We start from the raw sequence: 17,784 nt of genomic DNA, 5'->3' as shown, positions 1-17,784 counted from the left end.
TCACATTCACGCCCAGAGGCGTGATCGCCGAGGAGACGGCCGACGACCCGGCCCTCACCGCTGTCATCCGGCCGCAGCCCATCCCGCCCGGGCCCATCATCTGTTGCATCATGGCGGGCATCCCGTCCCGCACGAAACCGGTGACCTCGCGTGCGTGCGCACGGATGACATCGGTGAGGGCCGGGTCGTCGGCCGTCTCCTCGGCGATCACGCCTCTGGGCGTGAATGTGAGCTGGCGTCGGTAGCCGCCGGCACTTCGGAAAAGCGTCGGCAGGCTCTGGCTCATGCAACGGATTTCAGTTCCCTGATCGAGGTGGGCGTACATGCTCGAAACATGCTCCTGCAGTTGAGCAGTCAAGGCCGGCGAAGCCGATTCGGTGGTGGTGCGCACACCGCCGGGAATGTCCTCGACGATGCGGTCGATTTCGCTGTGCCGCATGAACATCTCCATGTAGCGGCTCATGTCCATGTGACCGGCGCCCATGAAACCGCCCCCGTCCGTGAGGCGGATAGCCGTCGACGGCGGCCGCAACGCGCTCCCACGCAGATATGCCAGACCCAGGATGCTGCCCGCGCCAAGCGCGGCAAGCGCCGCCCGCCGAGTCAGTCCGGCCATACGGCAAGCCGACCACATAGGCAACGCCCATTCTAGGGCCAATGGTCCCTACCCCCGGTGGGTATACGCGTGCCATCGTTTGAGGCATGACGCACAATCCTGAATCCAGCGTCGGACCGACCACCGTGACCGGCCACCCCGGGGACGAGCATCGATTCGGCGCGCACAGTCGGCTGAGCCAAGTGGTCGCATGGGTGGTCATCGTCGCCGGCGTCGTGTTCGTCGTCGCGGTGGTCTTCTTCTCGGGCCTCTTCTTGGGCGCGGCCTCGGGTGACCGTTACGGCTGGCACCATGGCTACGGCGGCGGGCGTGGCGGTACCTGCCCGATGATGGGTCCCGGCGGCATGATGGGACCGGGCATGATGGGACCAGGCGGAATGGGGCCCGGTGGAATGGGACCGGGTGGTCCGATGGGACCTCAGCAAACGCCCACGCCGACGGCCCCGCGCCCGTAGCGCACCCGCCGGCGCGCGCTGGAGTTCGCTGATCCCAATATGCAACCTGCCCGGCGTCCGCCGTTCCGCTACTGGCAAGCCGGCCGCAACTCCGCGCTGCAGTCGCCGGGACCGGCGGTCAACCGCGGTTTCCAATCGGACTGTCAGGGTTAGCCAACCGCTCTAGAATGAGACCCCTTTGGTGCTTGCCCTGTAGCCGGTCGGGATGAGGTTGGTATGAATAGCCCTGCGCGCAATCGACGTCAGCTGGCCGGTGGCCGTCCGCGCAGGGCGGCCACCTTGCTGCGGGCGGCGTTCGGTTGCGCAGCGGCGGCAATCGTGGTGGCCGGGTGCACATCCTTCGTCGACGGGCGGGCGCTGTCGATGCTCAACGACCCGTTCCGGGTGGGCGGTCTGCCCGCGACCAACGGCCCCAGCGGGATCCGCTCGAACGCACCCGCCCCCACCGGCACGGTCGTCAATACCGACAACGGCGAGATCGACAAGTTGGCGTTGCTATCGGTCAACGACATCGAGGACTATTGGAAGTCGGTCTACAGCCAGTCGTTGAAAGGCGACTTCGTCCCGGTTGGCAAGATGGTGTCGTATAACTCAAAGCAACCGTCCAGCCCCATCGTTTGCCACAACGACACCTACAAGCTCGTCAACGCCTTCTTCACGTCGCGCTGCAACCTGATCGCTTGGGATCGCGGGGTATTCATGCCCGTCGCGCAACGGTATTTCGGCGACATGTCCGTCAACGGCGTGCTGGCCCACGAATTCGGCCACGCCTTGCAGACGATGGCGAAGCTGGTGACCAGACGAGACCCCACGATCGTGCGCGAGCAGCAGGCCGACTGCTTCGCGGGCGTCTACCTGTTCTGGGTCGCAGACGGCAAGTCGCCGCGGTTCACGCTGAGCACCGCCGACGGGCTGGACCACGTGCTGGCGGGGATCATCACCACCCGCGACCCGGTGATGGACAGCGACGCCGAGAACGACGACGAACACGGGTCGGCCCTGGACCGGATCAGCGCCTTCCAAATGGGTTTCATCGACGGCGCCTCGGCGTGCGCGGCGATCGACAAGAAAGAAATCGGCCAGCGCCGCGGCGACCTGCCCAACGCCCTGCGCGTCGACAACAGCACCGGGAACCCGGAGACCGGTGAAGTCCCGATCGACCAGGACACCCTGTCGACGCTGATGGAACTCTTGGGAAAGGTGTTCTCCCCGAAGAATCCGCCGGCATTGTCCTACCAGGCCGCCGATTGCGCGGACGCCAAGGCCAGCCCGCCGGCGTCCTACTGCCCGGCCACCAACACGATCGTGATCGATCTGCCGAAGCTGGCGGCGATGGGCAAGGTCGCCGACGAGAACGAACAAACCCTGCCGCAGGGCGACGACACCGCGCTGTCGGCCGTGATGTCGCGGTACGCGCTGGCAGTGCAGCACGAACGCGGTCTGGCCATGCAGAGCCCGTGGACCGCCCTACGCACGGCCTGCCTGACGGGCGTGGTGCATCGCAAGATGGCCGAACCCATCGAGCTGTCGTCGCAGAAGCAGCTGCTGCTGACGGCCGGCGATCTCGACGAAGCGGTAGCCGGTTTGCTCACCAACCACCTCGTCGCCAGTGACGCGGACGGCACCAGCGTGCCGGCCGGTTTCACCCGGATAGCGGCGTTCCGCGGCGGCGTGACCGGCAACATGGACGCGTGCTACTCCCGCTATCCGGGATGACCGAAAGGCCGCGCTGTCAACCGATCTGGGCGAGCCTGGGTATCACGTCGTCGCCGAGGCGGTGGATGAAGCCGACCGGATCGGGGTTGCCGGGGAACGGCCCGGCATTGACCAGCTCTACGCCAAGTTCGCCGTAGCGCTCGACGGTCTTGAAGTAACCATCGAGGTCGTCGAACGGATTCACGAATAAGCCCACCGTCTTGCGGATTTCGCTCGGGTCTCGGCCCACCGCGTCACAATGGCGGTTCAGCACCTCGATCTTGTGCTCGAGAACATCGGGGTCGCCGGAGGTGCTGTTCCAGACGTCGGCGTACTGCGCGACCAGGCGCAGCGTCTTCTTCTCGCCGTCGCCGCCGATCAGGATGGGAGGGCGCCGAATCGGTTGGGGCTCACAGATTGTCTCCGCCAACTGGTAGTGCTTGCCCTGGTAGGGCCCGTTGTTCTCGCTCCACATCTGCCTGCAGATCTGCAGCGTCTCTTCGAGCATCTCGAAGCGCTGACTCACCGGTGGATAGGGAAAGCCGAGGGCCGCGTGCTCACGGTCGTACCAGGCGGCGCCGAGCCCCAGCATCGAGCGGCCCTGCGACAGGACATCCAGAGTGGTGACCGCCTTGGCCAGCAGGCCCGGATAGCGATAAGTGACCCCGGTGACCAGCAGGCTCAGCTCGATGTTGGTCGTCTGCCCGGCCAAGAAACCCAGCGACGTATAGCCCTCGAGGAACGGGTCCTCCGCCGGTCCCATGGCTTCCATCTGAAAGAAGTGATCGGCGAGCGTGAACAGCGTCGCCCCGCCCTGCTCGGCGGCCTTGGCCGCATCGGCCAGCGTCGGACCCAGCGCCGTCGGGTCGCCGGGCAGAAAGTCGATGAAGTGCAGTCCTACTTCCATTGCAGCCCTTGTCCTTTCACTATTCGGTCAAGCGCTCGAGCAGCGTTAGCGCGTCGAGGATGACGCGACGTTCGCGTTCGGAATACCGCTCGTGGATGGCGCGTGCCAGCCACTCCTCCCGTACCTGCTGGTTACTCTCGGCGCGTCGCCGGCCCGCCGCGGTCAGCGAAATCAGTTGCCGCCTACCGTCTTCAGGGTCGGGCGTGCGCTCAATGAGCCCCCGCTGCCCGAGGGCGGCCACAATCGTGGCCATGGACTGTGGACGTACCCGTTCGGCTGAGGCCAGGACGCTCGCCGATGAGGCGCCCTCTTTCCAAAGCCGGTTGAGCACCGCGGTCTGTGAGGGGGTCAAGTCGCCGTCGGTGGCGAGGTCCCTCAACTGGCGTCGCAGCCGACTGAACATCACCCGCAGGTCGCGGGCTGCCGCAGCCGCTGACTCGGCGATTCCGTCCACAAGATCAGTCTAAACTGATAAGTTCAAACTGTCTAATTGCGCCCGAGCAGCTGCAGGGCCGCGTCGACCGCCAGGGCCGCCACGTTCAGTGTCTTTGAGCGCAGATCGTGTCGCGCACCGGCGATCTCGACGACGGCGGTCGTGCCGGTGACCAGCGCGGCGGCGGCGCGCAGTTCGTCGGGCGTGCCGAATGGATCCGACGTCCCGTGCGTGAACACCGTCGGCACCCTGATGCCGGGCAGGTGCTCGGTGCGGGTCCGCTCGGGCTTCCCCGGGGGATGCACCGGATACGAGAACAGCGTTAACAGGTCCACTTCGATAGGCGAGGCCTCGCGGGCGGCCACCACCATGGACGTCTGCCGGCCGCCATAGGAATGCCCGCCGGCGATCAACGGGCCGTCGGCGAGGCTGCGGCACAGCGTGATCGCCTCGACGATCCCGGCGCGGTCGGCGGCGGCCGAGCCGGACGGCGGTCCGGTGGGACGGCGCCGCCGGTAGGGCAGGTTGTACCGGACGGCGAGCCACCCGCGCCGCGCCCATTCGTCGCAAACCTGCTGCAGGAGCGGCGAATCCCGGTTTCCGCCGGCGCCATGGGTCAGCACCACCACCCCGGCGGCCGGCCCGTCGGGTTCGTGTGCGATGCCCGCGATCTGGTCGAGGGCAATCATGACAGCCTGAACAAGGGGGACACGGGGCCGTGGCCATGGCCCAGCGGATAGGAAGCGCGCAAACATTCGGTGACCCATCGCTTGCCGAACCCGACCGCGTCGGGCACGGTGAAACCGTGCGCCAGCGCGCAGGCGATGGCCGTGGCCAAGGTGTCGCCGCCGCCGTGGTCGTTGCCGCCCGGCAACCGTTCCGAATCGAACTCGTAGCAGGAGACACCGTCGTAAAGCAGGTCGCAGCTGCGGTCGGACGACCGCAGGTGCCCGCCCTTGACCAGCGCCCACCGCGGTCCCAGCGCGTGCAGCGCCTTGGCGGCCGCCCGCTGTGACTCCGCGTCCACCACATCGATGCCCACCAGCAGCCGCACCTCGTCGAGGTTCGGCGTGACCAGGGTGGCCAACGGAAACAGTTGCGAGCAAAGGGCATCCAGGGCGGACGCCTCCAGCAGTGCGTCGCCGTGCATGGACGCGCACACCGGATCGACGACGAGCGGCACCGCCGATCCCAGCCGCTGCCACGTGTCGGCCACCGCGGCGATGATCGGAGACGATGCCAGCATCCCGGTCTTGGCGGCCTGGACGCCGATGTCGGTGACCACCGCTTCGATCTGATCGGCGACGACGTCGGGCGGAACCTCGTGAAACCCCTTGACGCCCACCGTGTTCTGCACGGTGACCGCGGAAACGGCGACGCAGGCATGCACGCCCAGCAACGCCATGGTGCGGATGTCGGCCTGAATGCCCGCGCCGCCCCCCGAGTCGGATCCGGCGATGGTCAGCACCCGCAACGGCGTGGCGCCCGGCGGAGCCAGCGGGAGGTAGCTCACTGGGTGATCGGCAGGTACACCCGCTTGCCGTGCTCGGCGAACTCACGCGACTTCTCGGCCATGCCCTCGCTCATCATGGCCTCGATGTCCTCTTCGGTCTCGAGCCCGTGCTTGGCGGCAAAGTCGCGCACGTCCTGGGTGATTCGCATGGAGCAGAACTTCGGCCCGCACATTGAGCAGAAGTGCGCCGTCTTGGCGGGTTCGGCCGGCAGGGTCTCGTCGTGGAATTCCCTTGCGGTGTCGGGGTCCAGTGACAACGCGAACTGGTCGTTCCAGCGGAACTCGAACCGCGCGGTCGAAAGGGCGTCGTCGCGCTCCTGGGCGCGCGGATGCCCCTTGGCCAGGTCCGCGGAGTGGGCGGCGATCTTGTAGGCGATCACCCCGTCCTTGACGTCCTTGCGGTCCGGCAGCCCCAGGTGTTCCTTGGGCGTCACGTAACACAGCATCGCGGTGCCGGCCTGGGCGATGATCGCCGCGCCGATCGCCGAGGTGATGTGGTCGTAGGCCGGCGCGATGTCGGTGGCCAGCGGACCCAGCGTGTAGAACGGGGCCTCCTCGCACAGCTCCTCTTCCAGTCGCACGTTCTCGACGATCTTGTGCATCGGGACGTGTCCGGGTCCCTCGATCATCACCTGCGCGCCACGGGCTTTCGCGATCTTCGTCAGCTCGCCCAGGGTGCGCAGCTCGGCGAACTGCGCGGCGTCGTTGGCGTCGGCGATCGACCCCGGCCGCAGCCCGTCACCGAGCGAGAAGGTGACGTCGTAGCGGGCGAAGATGTCGCAGAGCTCCTCGAAGTTGGTGTAGAGGAACGACTCCCGGTGATGGGCCAGGCACCAGGCCGCCATGATGGATCCTCCGCGGGACACGATGCCGGTGACCCGCTTGGCGGTCAGCGGCACATACCGCAGCAGCACGCCGGCGTGCACGGTCATATAGTCCACGCCCTGCTCGCACTGCTCGATCACGGTGTCGCGGTAGATCTCCCACGTCAGTTCCGTCGGGTCGCCCTTCACCTTTTCCAGCGCCTGGTAGATGGGCACGGTGCCGACCGGGACGGGGGAGTTGCGCAGGATCCACTCGCGGGTGTCGTGGATGTTCTTGCCAGTGGACAGGTCCATGATGGTGTCCGCACCCCAGCGGGTGGCCCACACCATCTTGTCGACCTCCTCGGCGATCGACGACGTCACCGCGGAGTTGCCGATGTTGGCGTTGACCTTCACCGCGAAGGCCTTGCCGATGATCATCGGTTCGATCTCGGGGTGGTTGTGGTTGGCGGGGATCACCGCGCGGCCGCGGGCGACCTCGTCGCGCACCAGCTCGGCGGGCATGTCCTCGCGGGCGGCGATGTATGCCATCTCCGCGGTGATCTCGCCGGCCCGCGCCCGCTGCAGCTGGGTGCCGCGGTCGCGGACCACCCCCGGCCGCGCGGGCAGCCCGGCCGTCAAGTCGATGACCGCGTCCCCGTCGGTGTAGGGGCCGGAGGTGTCGTAGAGGTCGAAGTGGTCCCCGGTGGACAGGTGGACGCGCCGGAACGGGACTCGTGCGCCGGGAAACCCCTCGACGTCGCGGTAGACCTTGCTGCTGCCTGCGATGGGTCCCGTGGTGACGGAAGCATCGACGGCTTGGGAAAGGACGGCGGTTTTTTCCAAGGTCATTTTCTCATCTCCCTACGCCGGCATTACCCGGTCAGGTTCGTACGGTCGACGGCCCCGAGCCGTCCTCTCAGCGCATTCGACGTGCGCTCCCGCGTATTTGGATGGTCCGCAAGCGACGTTACCCCCACCCCGGCCCTGCTGGCATGTGGGCGGGCTTTTTGAGCCAGGGCGGTAGCCGGTGGGATCCGCCGGGTGCGAGGATGCAGACGTGCATGAGGAAGGGAGAGCGGACGGGTCGATGCCCGATCCGTCCCGCGGCGGCCAAGCTCTGAACTCGGTCGAGGCGGCCGCCCGCTATCTCAACGTCGGCACCTTCCGGTTCTGGTTCATCGGCGAGCGCTGGGAATGGTCCGACGAGGTGGCCAGGATGCACGGCTACGAACCGGGCACCGTCAAGCCCACGACGAAGCTGTTGTTGTCCCACAAGCACCCCGACGACCGTCGGCACGTCCAGGAGGTGCTCGACTACGCCCTGCAGTCGGCGGAGTCCTTCTCCAGTCGGCACCGGTTCCTCGACACGTCCGGCAACGTGCACGACGCGATCGTCGTGGCCGACCGTATGCACGACGAGTCGGGCGCCGTGGTGGGCACAGCGGGCTATTACATCGACCTCGCCAACACCTTCGACGAGACCCGGCAAGAGGTGCTCGACGAAGCCCTGCCGGACCTCTTCGAAAACCGCGCGGCGATCGAGCAGGCCAAGGGCGTGCTGATGTTCGTCTACCGGGTCAGCGCCGAGCAGGCCTTTCGCGTGCTGCAGTGGCGGTCGCAAGAGACCAACGTGAAGCTGCGCGCGCTGGCCCGGCAACTGCTGGCCGACGTGACTGCCCTCGAGTGCTCGACGGCCACCCTGCAGAGTCAGTTCGATCATCTGCTGCTGACGGTGCATGAACGGATATCCGCCGAGTCCGCCGGGTAACCAGAGGAATACGCGAACGCGGCAGCCCGCAAACAGTTAGTGTTCCTAGACACTCCGAACGGCGCGTGCGGCGCATTCGGACGACTGGGAAAGGCACTGGAGTTGTTGGCGGTGGAACATGAGTCTCTCGAGGATGCGGTCGTCGTGCGCGTTACGGGCGCCGTCGACTCCAGTACCGTCGATGAGGTAACCGCCCACCTGACCGCCGCGCTCAAGCTGGCCGAGACCCACCCGGCCCGGTTGCTCGTAGTGGACCTGCAAGCCGTCGACTTCTTCGGGAGCGCGGCGTTGAACGCCGTGCTCGAATGCCACGACGAAGGCAAGGAAGCCGGGACGGCCGTCCGCCTGGTCGCGAACAACGACCAGGTGCTTCGTCCGATCGAGGTGACCGAACTGGATCGGATCTTCGACATCTACCCGACGCTGCCCGAGGCTCTGCAACACAAGCGACGGCAATGAACCCGGCGCTGCCGGCCGACTTGGCGGCTGCAGCCGAACTTGGCGGTGAGATGGGCCGCCGCTTTGCCGAATTCGACTGGGACAACCATCCTTTGAGGTCGCCGCGGGACTGGTCGGCCGAGGTGCGGGCGGCCGTGGCGATCGCTCTGACCTCGCGGTTCCCCATCGTGCTCTGGCTGGGGCGGGGAAATCTGTTCTTGATGTACAACGACGGCTACGCGCAGATCCTGGGGGACAAGCACCCGGCGGCCCTCGGTTGCCCCGCGGAGCAGGTGTGGTGGGAGATCTGGGAGCAGATCTCCCCGATGCTCTTCAGCGTGATGGATACGGGCGTCGCGACCTGGTCCGACGACCTCATGTTGCCGCTCATCACCGGCGGTCAGTCCCAGGAGCGGTATTTCACCTTCACCTATAGCCCCATCATCGGCGGCGACGGTGCGGTCACCGCCGTTTTCTGCCCGGTGATCGAAACGACCGACCGGGTGTTGAGTGAGCGTCGGCTCCACCTGCTCAACGCGGTGGCGACCGCAGTGATGGACGCGCACGCCATCGACGACGCGGTGAGCAGCACCGTCGCGGTATGCGGTGCGCAGCCGCTGGACTTGCCGTTCATTGCCGTCTACGTCGCCGACCACGAGGCGGCGCGCGACAGCACGCTGCGTGGGGCGACCCCGTCGATTCGGCCGCTGCTGCCCCGCTCGCTGTCCGAGCTCACGGGTTGGGACACGACGCCACGCGCCCGTGCCGCCCGCGTCATCGACCGGCTCGAGGACGTAATCCCGGGCATCACAGAGTGTTTCGGTGAGAACTGTCCCCAGCAGGCCCTGGTGTTGCCGCTGGGAGAAACCTCGCCCGCCGGGGCGGTGGTGATCGGCGCCAGTCCGCGGCGTCCCCTCGATTCGATGTACCGCGGGTTCTGTCAGCTGCTGGCCGACCAGCTCTCCGCGGCGTTCGCCTCCGCCGTCTCCTACGAACAGCAGCGGCAGCGGGCCGACGCGCTGGCCGAACTGGACCGGGCCAAGACGGCCTTCCTGACCAACGTCAGCCACGAGTTCCGCACTCCGCTGACGCTGCTCCTCGGTCCGCTCGACGATGCGCTGTCCCAAGCGGCGCCGGGAAGCGTGCTGGCGGATCGGCTGAGCACGGCGGGCCGCAACGCGCGGCGCCTGCGGCGCCTGGTCGACTCCCTGCTCGACTTCTCCCGCATCGAGGCCGGCCGCGCGAACGCGAAGTTGGCGTGTACCGATGTCGGCGCGCTGACCGCCCACATAGCTTCGTCTTTTACCGAGCTGTGCCATCGGGCGGGCCTCGATCTCGCGGTGGACTGCTCCCCGGTGCTGGCCGACGTCGACCCGGGCATGTGGGAGACGATCGTCCTCAACCTGCTGTCAAACGCGGTCAAATACACTCTGCGGGGCTCGATTTCGGTCGAGGTGCGCGCCGAATCGGCACACTGCGTCGTCACCATGCGCGACACCGGGGTGGGAATCGCCGCCGACGACCTGGATCGCCTGTTCGACCGCTTCTACCGCGCCGACAACCTCCGGGGCCGCAGCGTCGAGGGCACTGGGATCGGGCTCTCGCTGGTGCGCGGCCTCGTCGAGCTGCACAACGGAACAGTGCAAATCGACAGCGAATTGGACTGCGGCACAACGGTGACCATCCGGCTGCCGCAATCTGCCGGCACGGCGGCCGAACATCCCCCTGCCGGCCCGCTGGACGAGACCAACCCGTACGTGGCCGAGGCCCGGCAATGGCTGGCCCCCATCTCGGAACGCACCGGGTCGGTGGCAGCAGCCGAGAGGTCGCGCCAGTTGGTGTTGATCGCCGACGACAACGCCGACATGCGGCACCATCTCGACCGCGTGCTGTCGCCCCTTTGGGAGACGGTCCTTGCCGCAGACGGCGAGTCGGCACTGGCGGCGACCCGGAACCTGCGCCCGGACGCCGTCGTCACCGATGTGTTGATGCCCGGGATCGACGGCTTCGGACTGGTGGCGGCCATCCGGGCAGACCCGGAATTGGCGGCCACACCGGTCCTCATGCTGTCCGCCCGGGCCGGCGCGGAGGCGATAGGCGAGGGGTATGCGGGTGGGGCCGACGACTACCTGCCCAAGCCGTTCCGATCCCAGGAGCTGATCGACCGGGTGAAGTCGCGGCTGTCCGCGGTGGCCCGTGAGCGTGACCGCCAGCGCCGGGCGGCGGCCTCCGATCTGGTCCAACTCGACTCCGCTCTGCAGGCCACCGACTCGGTCGCCGGAATCATGGATGCCTTGCTGGAGTCGCCATTCGGCTCGGCCGACGCCGCCACCGTCACGATCGGCGTCCTCGACGGCGAACGCCACATCCGGTTCGAATACGCCGGCGACCTCCCCGCCGAATTGCGCGACCGCTACCACGTGACCGGGCTCGACTCCCCGGTGGTCGGGGCTGACGTCGTGCGCACCGGCGAGCCGATGGTCGTCACGGACACGTTCGACCTGCCCCCGCGGTACCAGCACGCGGTGCAGGACACCGCCGACAGCGTCCGGGCCTGCGTCGCCCATCCGCTGCGGGATCACACGGGCCGCGTCATCGGCGTGCTGGGCCTGCTGTGGTCCGCACCGCGCCAGTTCGACGCCGCCGAACTCGACGCGTTCGGCCGGATGGCCGAGCTGACGTCCTCGGCGTTGGACCGGGTTCGCGTCATGGCGCGCGAACACCGCATCGCCGTCGACTTCCAGGAGCATCTGCTGGATCTGGACCGGGGCTCGACCGCAGCGGTGGTGGCCGCCGTTTACCAGCCCGCCGGTGAGGCGATGCGTGTCGGCGGCGACTGGTACTCGGTCACGCCGCTGGATCGCGGCGGCCGGGTCGGGATATCGGTGGGCGACGTCGTCGGACACGGGTTGGCCGCCGCGATCGTGATGAGCAGGCTGCGCGCCGCGGTGGCCGCCTCGGCCCTCACCGCGGGCGAACCGGGCGCGGTGCTGGGGGCGCTGGACCGATACGGGGCCAGCGTCGCGGGCGCCCGCTGCGCGACGGTGGCCTACGCGCTCGTCGAGACCGAACCTGACACCGGTTGCGCCACCGTCCGGTACAGCTGCGCCGGCCATCCCTATCCGCTGCTGGTCTTTCCCGACCATCGCGCGCTGTTCCTGACGGCCGGGCGGCGTCTGCCGGTGGCCATCAAGGAACACGATGCAAAAAGTTATCCCTCCGATGCCACCGCGACGGTGAATCTGCCACCGGGAAGCCTGATCCTGCTCTACACCGACGGGCTCATCGAGCGCGCCGGCGAGACTCTCGACGACGGGCTCGATCGCCTGAAGGCCGCGGCCGCGGAATGCGCCGACCTTCCGGTCGAGACGGTCTGTGCCGAGCTGCTGTCCCGGATGGCCCCGCCCGCCGGCTACCGCGACGACGTCGTCGTGCTCGCGTTGCGGCCCAGCCACGATTGCCCGCGCAGCTTCGCCACCGTGGTGACGGCCACGCCGGGGCAGATTCCCGTGGCGCGCGAGCGGTTACACCAATGGCTGGCGGGCATCAACGTCGACCCGAAGCGCGAAATGGACATCCTGCTGGCGACCGGCGAGGCCGTGACCAACGCGATCGAGCACGGCAGCGACGGCGAGCCGCGCCGAACGGTGTCGGTGGAGGCCTTCCTGCGCCGGCAGACGGTCGCGGTCACGGTCAGCGACACCGGGCGGTGGGTGGGCGATTCCTCGGCCAGCCTGCGCAGCCGGCGGCGCGGCCGGGGTCTGACACTGATCGGCGGGCTGGCCGATCACGTCGACACGCTTCGCACCGCGGCGGGCACCCGGGTCACGCTGCGGTTCGACCGTGTGGCCGGGACCGCTTGACCCTCTGTCAGGCCTCTTCCATCGCCTCGCCGAGCTCTTCGAGGAGCTTGTTGTGGTGGTTGCTGGCCAGGAGGTGTCCGGCGGCGATGACCACGGCCACCGGCCAGTCGATGAGTTCGAGCGCGGCCAGGGCGGCCAGGCCCCCGAAGTAGGCCAGCTGCTCCGGCCGGGGAATCTCCATTTGACCGAGCACCGGAAGGTTGACGTGGAACGTTTCGCCTTCGCGGATCTTTTGCACCGCATCGCGCTGCGATGTCCCCCTGCGTGTCTTCTTTTCCGCCATCATTTGCCTTTCGGTAACGAAGGGTTTGCCGACTCGCCGGGTGGCGGGACCACCGTCGGACTTATGTCGACGATGACCGACACCGGGGGCGATCCGCTAGTTTCCTCTATTGCTCTGGTGCTGAAGGTGCCGTTACTGGAACTCTATGCGCTGCTATGGCGGGCCGGGGTCGTCGAGGTTCGCGCACCTCAGCGGATGCATCATCCGATTTGTCCGGACCCGTCAGCGCACGATTCGCAACGCCGATCACGACGGTCGCCGCGACAGCGGATCCCAGCCCCTGCGCCCAGCCGACTGGACCCAGCGGTGTGCAGCCGAGCAACTGGCTGACCACCGGGATGCTGATCAGCGTCCCCATCGCCGCGAGCGAACCCGCCGCGGTGAACACCACCAGCGGGGCATGTGAATCCAGCAGCGTCTGACCCAGCTCGGCGCCCACCAGGGCGACCAGCGCGACCGTGGATGCGCGCTGCGGGCGCCCGGTGACGCTTCCCATCGCCCACGCCGCCGTCGTCGCGGCCGCCGTGGTGACGCCGCGGATGGCGACGGCGCGCCACAGGGCGGGCTGATCGGGGCCCCGGATGCCCGGGTCGACCGGGCCGCTGGGCTTGCTTACCGCGAGGGCCGCCGCGGGCAGCGCGTCGGTCATCATGTTCACCAGCAGTAGCTGCCTCGTATTCAGCGGTGAGGTCCCGGTGATCGCGCTGCCGATGACGGCGAACAACACCTCGCCGGCGTTGCCGCCGAGCAGGACGGACACGGCCGCCTGCACCCGCTGCCAGAGTTGGCGGCCCTCTTCGATGGCGTGCCGCAGGCCCTCGATGCGGGCGTCGACCAGCACCACGTCGGCCGCCATGTGCGCCGGGTCGCTGCCGCCGGCGACGACGCCGATCCCGACGGTGGCGGCCCGGATGGCGGCGGCGTCGTTGGCCCCGTCGCCGACCATCGCGGTGCGCACGCCCGCGCTTTCGAGCATCTGAACGACCTGGACCTTGTTCTCCGGGGTCATCCGGGCGAAGATCACCCGCTCGGTCACGACGCGTTCCTGATCCTTACGCGACATCGCATCCCATTCGGCGCCGCTGATCACCTGGTCGGCGGTCACGCTCAGCCCCAGCTCCTCGGCGATGGCTTTGGCGGTGATCGGATGGTCCCCGGTGATCAGCTTGACGCCCACCGAAAGCCGGCGCAGGTTCGCGAGCAGGCCGGCAGCTTCGGCGCGTGGGGTGTCGGACAAACCCAGGAACCCGGTCAGGGTCAGCCCGTCTCGGGCGAAATCGGCGATGTCGTCGGGCTCCCGCTGGATCGCCGCCGCCTGGGCGGGGCTCAGTTGCCGCCGCGCCACGGCTATCACCCGCAGGCCGTTGCCGGCCATCTGCGCGACCGTCTCCTCCAGGGTGGGGCTCACCTGCCCGCAGGCCGCGAGCACCACTTCGGGCGCACCCTTGACGGCCAGCTCGGTGTCGGTAACGGACGCGGAGAACGACCGGCCGGAGCGGAACGGCAGGTGCGCGACGGGTGCGTTCGAGTTGTGTCCGTTGACGGCCCCCAATGCGGCTGAGGCGGCCTCGACGATGGCGACGTCGGTGGCGTGTGCGTGCGGTCCGCCGTTGGACGCCGGCGCGGCGTGCGCGGCGCAGCGCAGCACCTCTTCGCGCGATGTTCCCGGCGCCGCAACGACCTCGGCCACCCGCAGCCGGTTCTGGCTGAGCGTTCCGGTCTTGTCGAAGCAGACGACGTCGATGCGGCCGAGCGCCTCCACCGAACGCGGAACGCGCACCAGCGCGCCGAACTTCGTCAGCCGGCGCGCCGACGCCGCTTGCGCCAGCGTCGCCACCAACGGCATTCCCTCGGGAACCGCCGCGACGGCGATGGCGATGCCGCTGGCAACCGCCTGGCGCACGACCGAGCCCCGCAACAGCCCCAGCACGCTGACCAGTGCGCCGCCGGTCATGCTGACCGGGAAGGCCTGGTTGGTGAGCTGGCTGAGCTGGTGCTGCAGACCGATGTCCGACGACAGGTCGCCGGACACCAGCTCGGCGGCGCGGCGTTCCTGCGTGTCTGCCCCGACCGCGGTCACCACCGCCACCGCGGTGCCCGCCACCACGGTCGTCCCGGCGTACAGCATGCAGCGCCGCTCGGCCAGCGCGGCGCCGGGCGTCGGCTCGACCTGCTTCTCCACCGACAGCGATTCACCGGTTAGCGTCGACTCGTCGACCTCGACGTCGACCTCCTCGATGATCCGGGCGTCGGCGGGCACCACCTCGTGGGTACGCACCTCGAAGACGTCGCCCGGCTGCAGCTGCGCCGCGATGACGTCGGCGTACACCCGGTCCCCGGCGCCGTTGGACATCACCTTGCGGGCCGGTGGGATTTGTTGTGCCAGTAAGTGATTGAGCCGGTTTTCGGCGCGCAGCCGCTGGCTGGCCGCGAGCATGGAGTTCCCGGCCAGCACCGAGAAGACCAAGACGGCGTCGACCGGCGAACCGAGTACGGCGCTGGCCGCCGAGCCGAGCGCCAGCACGGGGGTCAGCGGGTCGGTCAGCTCGGCGCGAACGGCGGCCACGAACTGCAGGAAGGCACGCGCGCGCGTTTGCGGTCGCGGGGCGCCGAGGGCGGCCAGCGCGAGTTGCCTTGGATCGCCGGCCGGCCCCGAGTCGGGCGGCGGCAACGCCCGGCGGACGTGCTCGACCGCCATCGCGTGCCATTCCTGCACGGGGGCCGGGCGCGGGGTGTCCGCCTTGAGGATGCCGCGCGCCAACAGATATCCCGACATCAGGCCGGCCGCCGCGCCGCTGGTCACCGGCCCGCGCCCGATGCCGCGGACACCGGGGATCATCAGCAACGAGCCCATTGCCGTTGCGCCGGCCGAGATCCCGACGCCGCGTTGGGCGGCGGCCCGCGCCGCCGGGAGCGCGTGCAGCACCCGCCAGGCGGCCGCCAGGTCGGGCAGCAGCAGGTCGGCGTACCACGGCGGCGGACCGTCCCCGGGCTCTCCCATCATGCCCAGCGCCACGTCGGCCGACCAAATCGCTTGTGCCCCCGGCGATGACAGCACGGCGACCGTGCGGCCCGCCTGCTGCAGATCCGCCACGGCCGCGGCCAGGGAGTCTTCGATGGAGCCGCGCTGCAGCGGCCTGATCTCGTCGAACGCCGGGCGCAGTTCACCCAGCGAATCGTCCTCGACCGAAACCAATTCGGATCCCGTCCGGTGCGCCTCGGCGACAACGGCCGACGCCAACGGATCGTGCCTGAAGCAGAAAAGGGCCTCCACTTTGGCAGTCGGCTCACTCGCCGAGATTCCGGACACCGGGTGCCAGCCCGGCCGCAACCGATTCTTTTCCAGCATCAGCTGGGCACCCGACCATGCCGCGGACAGCTCGGCTTCCCGGGCGCCGCGGATGAGCGACACCCGCAAGCTCTTGGTGCACAGCACCCGTGGATCGATGACGATGGCGTCCACCCGGTCCAGGCGGCGCAGCGCCTCCGGACGCAACGAGAGGACCGCATGCCGGTCGGCCAGCCCCTGGCCGAGCGCCGCCGCGAAGGCTTCGGGCGTGGTGCGGTTGGCCGCGGGGGTGGTCACCAGAACGGCCAGGGCCGCCTGGTGCAGGTTGCGGGTGGTGGCGCCGACGACTCCGGCGCTGATCGCCTGGACGAGCGCGAATCGGTCGCCGTGGTGATCGGCGGGGCGGCCACGCGGCGGCTTCGACCCCGCCGACGCATCGGTGTGCGGGTGATCAGCGTGACTGGCCAGCTGCGGCTCGTGCTGGACCCAGGCCCGCGCCTCGGCGCGGCATTCGGCCGCTTTCAGCGACTGCATCAGCAGACCCACCGACAGCGACGCGGGAGACAGCGTGAGGGTTTCCGCGGTCGTCACCGCCAGGGCAAGCACGGTGTCGGTCGCGGGCCGGCCGATGCGGTCCTCGAGCAGGCGGCGCAGCCGTGGTTGGTAGTCGACGGCCACCACGGCCGCCAGGACGCCGATCGGCATGCGTGGCCAGCGCAGCGCCCGCCCGGTCAGCGCTATGCCCAACCCCGCCGCGCTGGCGGCCACCGTGGCGGTCCGGGTCGCCAGCACCACACCGTCGGCCGGCAGACTCGTCGGGGGTGCCATCGGCTTCACGACTTTTTTTGGGGCGCAATGCTTCTCGGCGGCGCCGACGATGCGGCACAACTCGCGCAGCGACGTCTCCGCGTCGTTCACGGTGACCACCACACGCGACAGCGGGTAGTTCAGGGCCGCCGAGGCGACCCCGGGATGGGCCAGCACCGCGTCGAGCACGGCGCGGCCAAGCTCGTCGTCTGGAGCGCCGTCCAGCCCACGCACCTCGATCCAGGCGCGCTCCTCGCCGCGCCAGCAGCGCCGGCTCAGCGTTGCCGGTATGTCTTGGGGCAGTTCGCCGGAGATCGCCCGGGCGCCCTCGCGCAGCGGAATCGCGGCGATGGTGATGCTTGCCTCGACGAGCGAGGTGGTGGCCTGGAGGCCCGTCGCGACGGCGCGCAACGGGATGGATCGTCGTATCGCGGTCGCAATGCTCAAAGCGTTTGGGGGCAGTCCCGTTAGTTGGTGCTACGCAACTGGGTGCTGCCGGCCCGGCGCCCGGCGACCTTCTTGGCCGTCGACTTGCCGGCCGCTTTCTGCGGTGCCGCCTTCTGCGGAGCGGCCTTCTGCGGCGCCGGCTCCACCGGTACCGCCTTGAGGCTCGCCTTTGCCGGCTCTTGCTTGCGGCTCAGCCGTTGCAGCAAAAGGGCGCTGCCGCCGACCGCCAGCAGCACCGGCCACTCGACCAGTCCCGCGACGCCCAGCGCGCCGAAGGCCACCGCGGCCGCCGGCGCCGAGTGGCTGCCGCTGCTCATTCCCTTCTTGACGCCCTCGGCGGCTCCGGTGACACCGCCGATGACTCCGTTGACCGCCGCGCCACCCACAGCGCCGGCGGCCGCGGTGGTCGTGGTCGCCGCGCGACTCACCGCCTGGCTCACGCCTCGTACCGCTCCGCCGATGAC

14 protein-coding genes, 1 pseudogene and 1 riboswitch are annotated in these 17,784 nt (G+C 69.0%); of the genes and pseudogenes, 6 read left to right on the top strand and 9 right to left on the bottom strand.

What is annotated here, in order from left to right; all coding sequences use genetic code 11:
* The coding region (locus tag A5756_RS21185) for a hypothetical protein (RefSeq protein ID WP_369828717.1) at nt 1-484 on the bottom strand (484 nt) is incomplete at its 3' end.
* Between the two features lie 218 nt (nt 485-702).
* On the opposite strand from A5756_RS21185, the gene A5756_RS21180 reads away from it, so the two are divergent.
* Both A5756_RS21180 and A5756_RS21175 read left to right on the top strand, forming a co-directional pair.
* Nucleotides 703-1,071 carry a hypothetical protein gene (locus A5756_RS21180; RefSeq protein ID WP_066957124.1) on the top strand — a complete coding sequence of 123 codons (369 nt, stop codon included), beginning with the start codon at nt 703-705 and terminating at the stop codon, nt 1,069-1,071.
* 216 nt (nt 1,072-1,287) lie between these two features.
* On the top strand, nt 1,288-2,787 hold the full coding sequence (locus A5756_RS21175; RefSeq protein WP_232001798.1) for a peptidase: 1,500 nt from the start codon (nt 1,288-1,290) through the stop codon (nt 2,785-2,787).
* A 16-nt stretch (nt 2,788-2,803) separates the two neighbouring features.
* Here A5756_RS21175 and A5756_RS21170 read toward each other — a convergent pair whose 3' ends face one another.
* From A5756_RS21170 to thiC, 5 genes are all read right to left on the bottom strand, one after another.
* Nucleotides 2,804-3,673 (bottom strand): LLM class F420-dependent oxidoreductase, encoded by an 870-nt coding sequence (locus A5756_RS21170; RefSeq protein WP_066957121.1) that lies wholly within the window; start codon nt 3,671-3,673, stop codon nt 2,804-2,806.
* A 19-nt stretch (nt 3,674-3,692) separates the two neighbouring features.
* Entirely contained in the window at nt 3,693-4,127 is a 435-nt protein-coding gene (locus A5756_RS21165; RefSeq protein ID WP_066957118.1) for a MarR family winged helix-turn-helix transcriptional regulator, read from the bottom strand.
* Between the two features lie 32 nt (nt 4,128-4,159).
* Nucleotides 4,160-4,792, bottom strand: coding sequence for an alpha/beta family hydrolase (locus A5756_RS21160; RefSeq protein ID WP_066957132.1), 633 nt, complete (start codon nt 4,790-4,792; stop codon nt 4,160-4,162).
* Nucleotides 4,792-5,619 (bottom strand): bifunctional hydroxymethylpyrimidine kinase/phosphomethylpyrimidine kinase, encoded by an 828-nt coding sequence (gene thiD / locus A5756_RS21155; protein ID WP_066957115.1) that lies wholly within the window; start codon nt 5,617-5,619, stop codon nt 4,792-4,794. The genes A5756_RS21160 and thiD overlap by 1 nt, the downstream gene beginning before the upstream one ends.
* The gene (thiC, locus tag A5756_RS21150) at nt 5,616-7,274 is read right to left on the bottom strand and encodes a phosphomethylpyrimidine synthase ThiC (protein ID WP_066957112.1); all 1,659 of its coding nucleotides are present in this window, start codon (nt 7,272-7,274) and stop codon (nt 5,616-5,618) included. The genes thiD and thiC overlap by 4 nt, the downstream gene beginning before the upstream one ends.
* A riboswitch (TPP riboswitch) is annotated at nt 7,267-7,377 on the bottom strand. (Overlaps the previous gene by 8 nt.)
* A 135-nt stretch (nt 7,378-7,512) precedes the next feature.
* Here thiC and A5756_RS21145 point away from each other — a divergent pair.
* From A5756_RS21145 to A5756_RS21135, 3 genes are all read left to right on the top strand, one after another.
* Complete coding sequence (locus A5756_RS21145) at nt 7,513-8,193, top strand: PAS and ANTAR domain-containing protein (protein WP_066957109.1); 681 nt, start codon at nt 7,513-7,515, stop codon at nt 8,191-8,193.
* Between the two features lie 96 nt (nt 8,194-8,289).
* Nucleotides 8,290-8,652, top strand: a complete 363-nt coding sequence (locus A5756_RS21140; RefSeq protein ID WP_066957129.1) for an STAS domain-containing protein — start codon at nt 8,290-8,292, stop codon at nt 8,650-8,652.
* Nucleotides 8,649-12,494: a SpoIIE family protein phosphatase gene (locus A5756_RS21135; RefSeq protein WP_066957106.1), complete on the top strand. Its 3,846-nt coding sequence runs from the start codon at nt 8,649-8,651 to the stop codon at nt 12,492-12,494. Before A5756_RS21140 ends, A5756_RS21135 begins: the two co-directional genes overlap by 4 nt.
* Before the next feature lie 7 nt (nt 12,495-12,501).
* On the opposite strand, the gene A5756_RS21130 is transcribed toward A5756_RS21135, so the two are convergent.
* Nucleotides 12,502-12,777, bottom strand: coding sequence for a hypothetical protein (locus tag A5756_RS21130; protein ID WP_156659746.1), 276 nt, complete (start codon nt 12,775-12,777; stop codon nt 12,502-12,504).
* A 63-nt stretch (nt 12,778-12,840) separates the two neighbouring features.
* Between A5756_RS21130 and A5756_RS26625 the strand changes: the two are divergent.
* Nucleotides 12,841-12,918: pseudogene (locus tag A5756_RS26625) on the top strand (hypothetical protein); the annotation flags it as partial.
* Here A5756_RS26625 and A5756_RS21125 read toward each other — a convergent pair.
* Together A5756_RS21125 and A5756_RS21120 are read right to left on the bottom strand one after the other, a co-directional pair.
* The gene (locus A5756_RS21125) at nt 12,884-17,290 is read right to left on the bottom strand and encodes a cation-translocating P-type ATPase (RefSeq protein WP_156659743.1); all 4,407 of its coding nucleotides are present in this window, start codon (nt 17,288-17,290) and stop codon (nt 12,884-12,886) included. The pseudogene A5756_RS26625 and the gene A5756_RS21125 sit on opposite strands and share 35 nt — an antisense overlap.
* A 50-nt stretch (nt 17,291-17,340) precedes the next feature.
* The coding region (locus tag A5756_RS21120) for a hypothetical protein (protein WP_232005383.1) at nt 17,341-17,784 on the bottom strand (444 nt) is incomplete at its 5' end.

Origin of the sequence: Mycobacterium sp. 852002-53434_SCH5985345, assembly GCF_001667155.1 — a bacterium.
In the GTDB taxonomy this organism is placed as follows: Bacteria; Actinomycetota; Actinomycetes; order Mycobacteriales; family Mycobacteriaceae; genus Mycobacterium.
Note: the sequence above shows the minus strand (reverse complement) of the source record. Positions and strands in the feature narration are given on the sequence as shown.

What these genes read in the sequence shown, in the direction of transcription:
- A5756_RS21135 (WP_066957106.1), top strand. Translation starts at nt 8,649, where the DNA reads ATGAACCCGGCGCTGCCGGCCGACTTGGCGGCTGCAGCCGAACTTGGC.
- A5756_RS21145 (WP_066957109.1), top strand. Translation starts at nt 7,513, where the DNA reads ATGCCCGATCCGTCCCGCGGCGGCCAAGCTCTGAACTCGGTCGAGGCG.
- thiC (WP_066957112.1), bottom strand. Translation starts at nt 7,274, where the DNA reads ATGACCTTGGAAAAAACCGCCGTCCTTTCCCAAGCCGTCGATGCTTCC.
- A5756_RS21175 (WP_232001798.1), top strand. Translation starts at nt 1,288, where the DNA reads ATGAATAGCCCTGCGCGCAATCGACGTCAGCTGGCCGGTGGCCGTCCG.
- A5756_RS21130 (WP_156659746.1), bottom strand. Translation starts at nt 12,777, where the DNA reads ATGGCGGAAAAGAAGACACGCAGGGGGACATCGCAGCGCGATGCGGTG.
- A5756_RS21180 (WP_066957124.1), top strand. Translation starts at nt 703, where the DNA reads ATGACGCACAATCCTGAATCCAGCGTCGGACCGACCACCGTGACCGGC.
- A5756_RS21170 (WP_066957121.1), bottom strand. Translation starts at nt 3,673, where the DNA reads ATGGAAGTAGGACTGCACTTCATCGACTTTCTGCCCGGCGACCCGACG.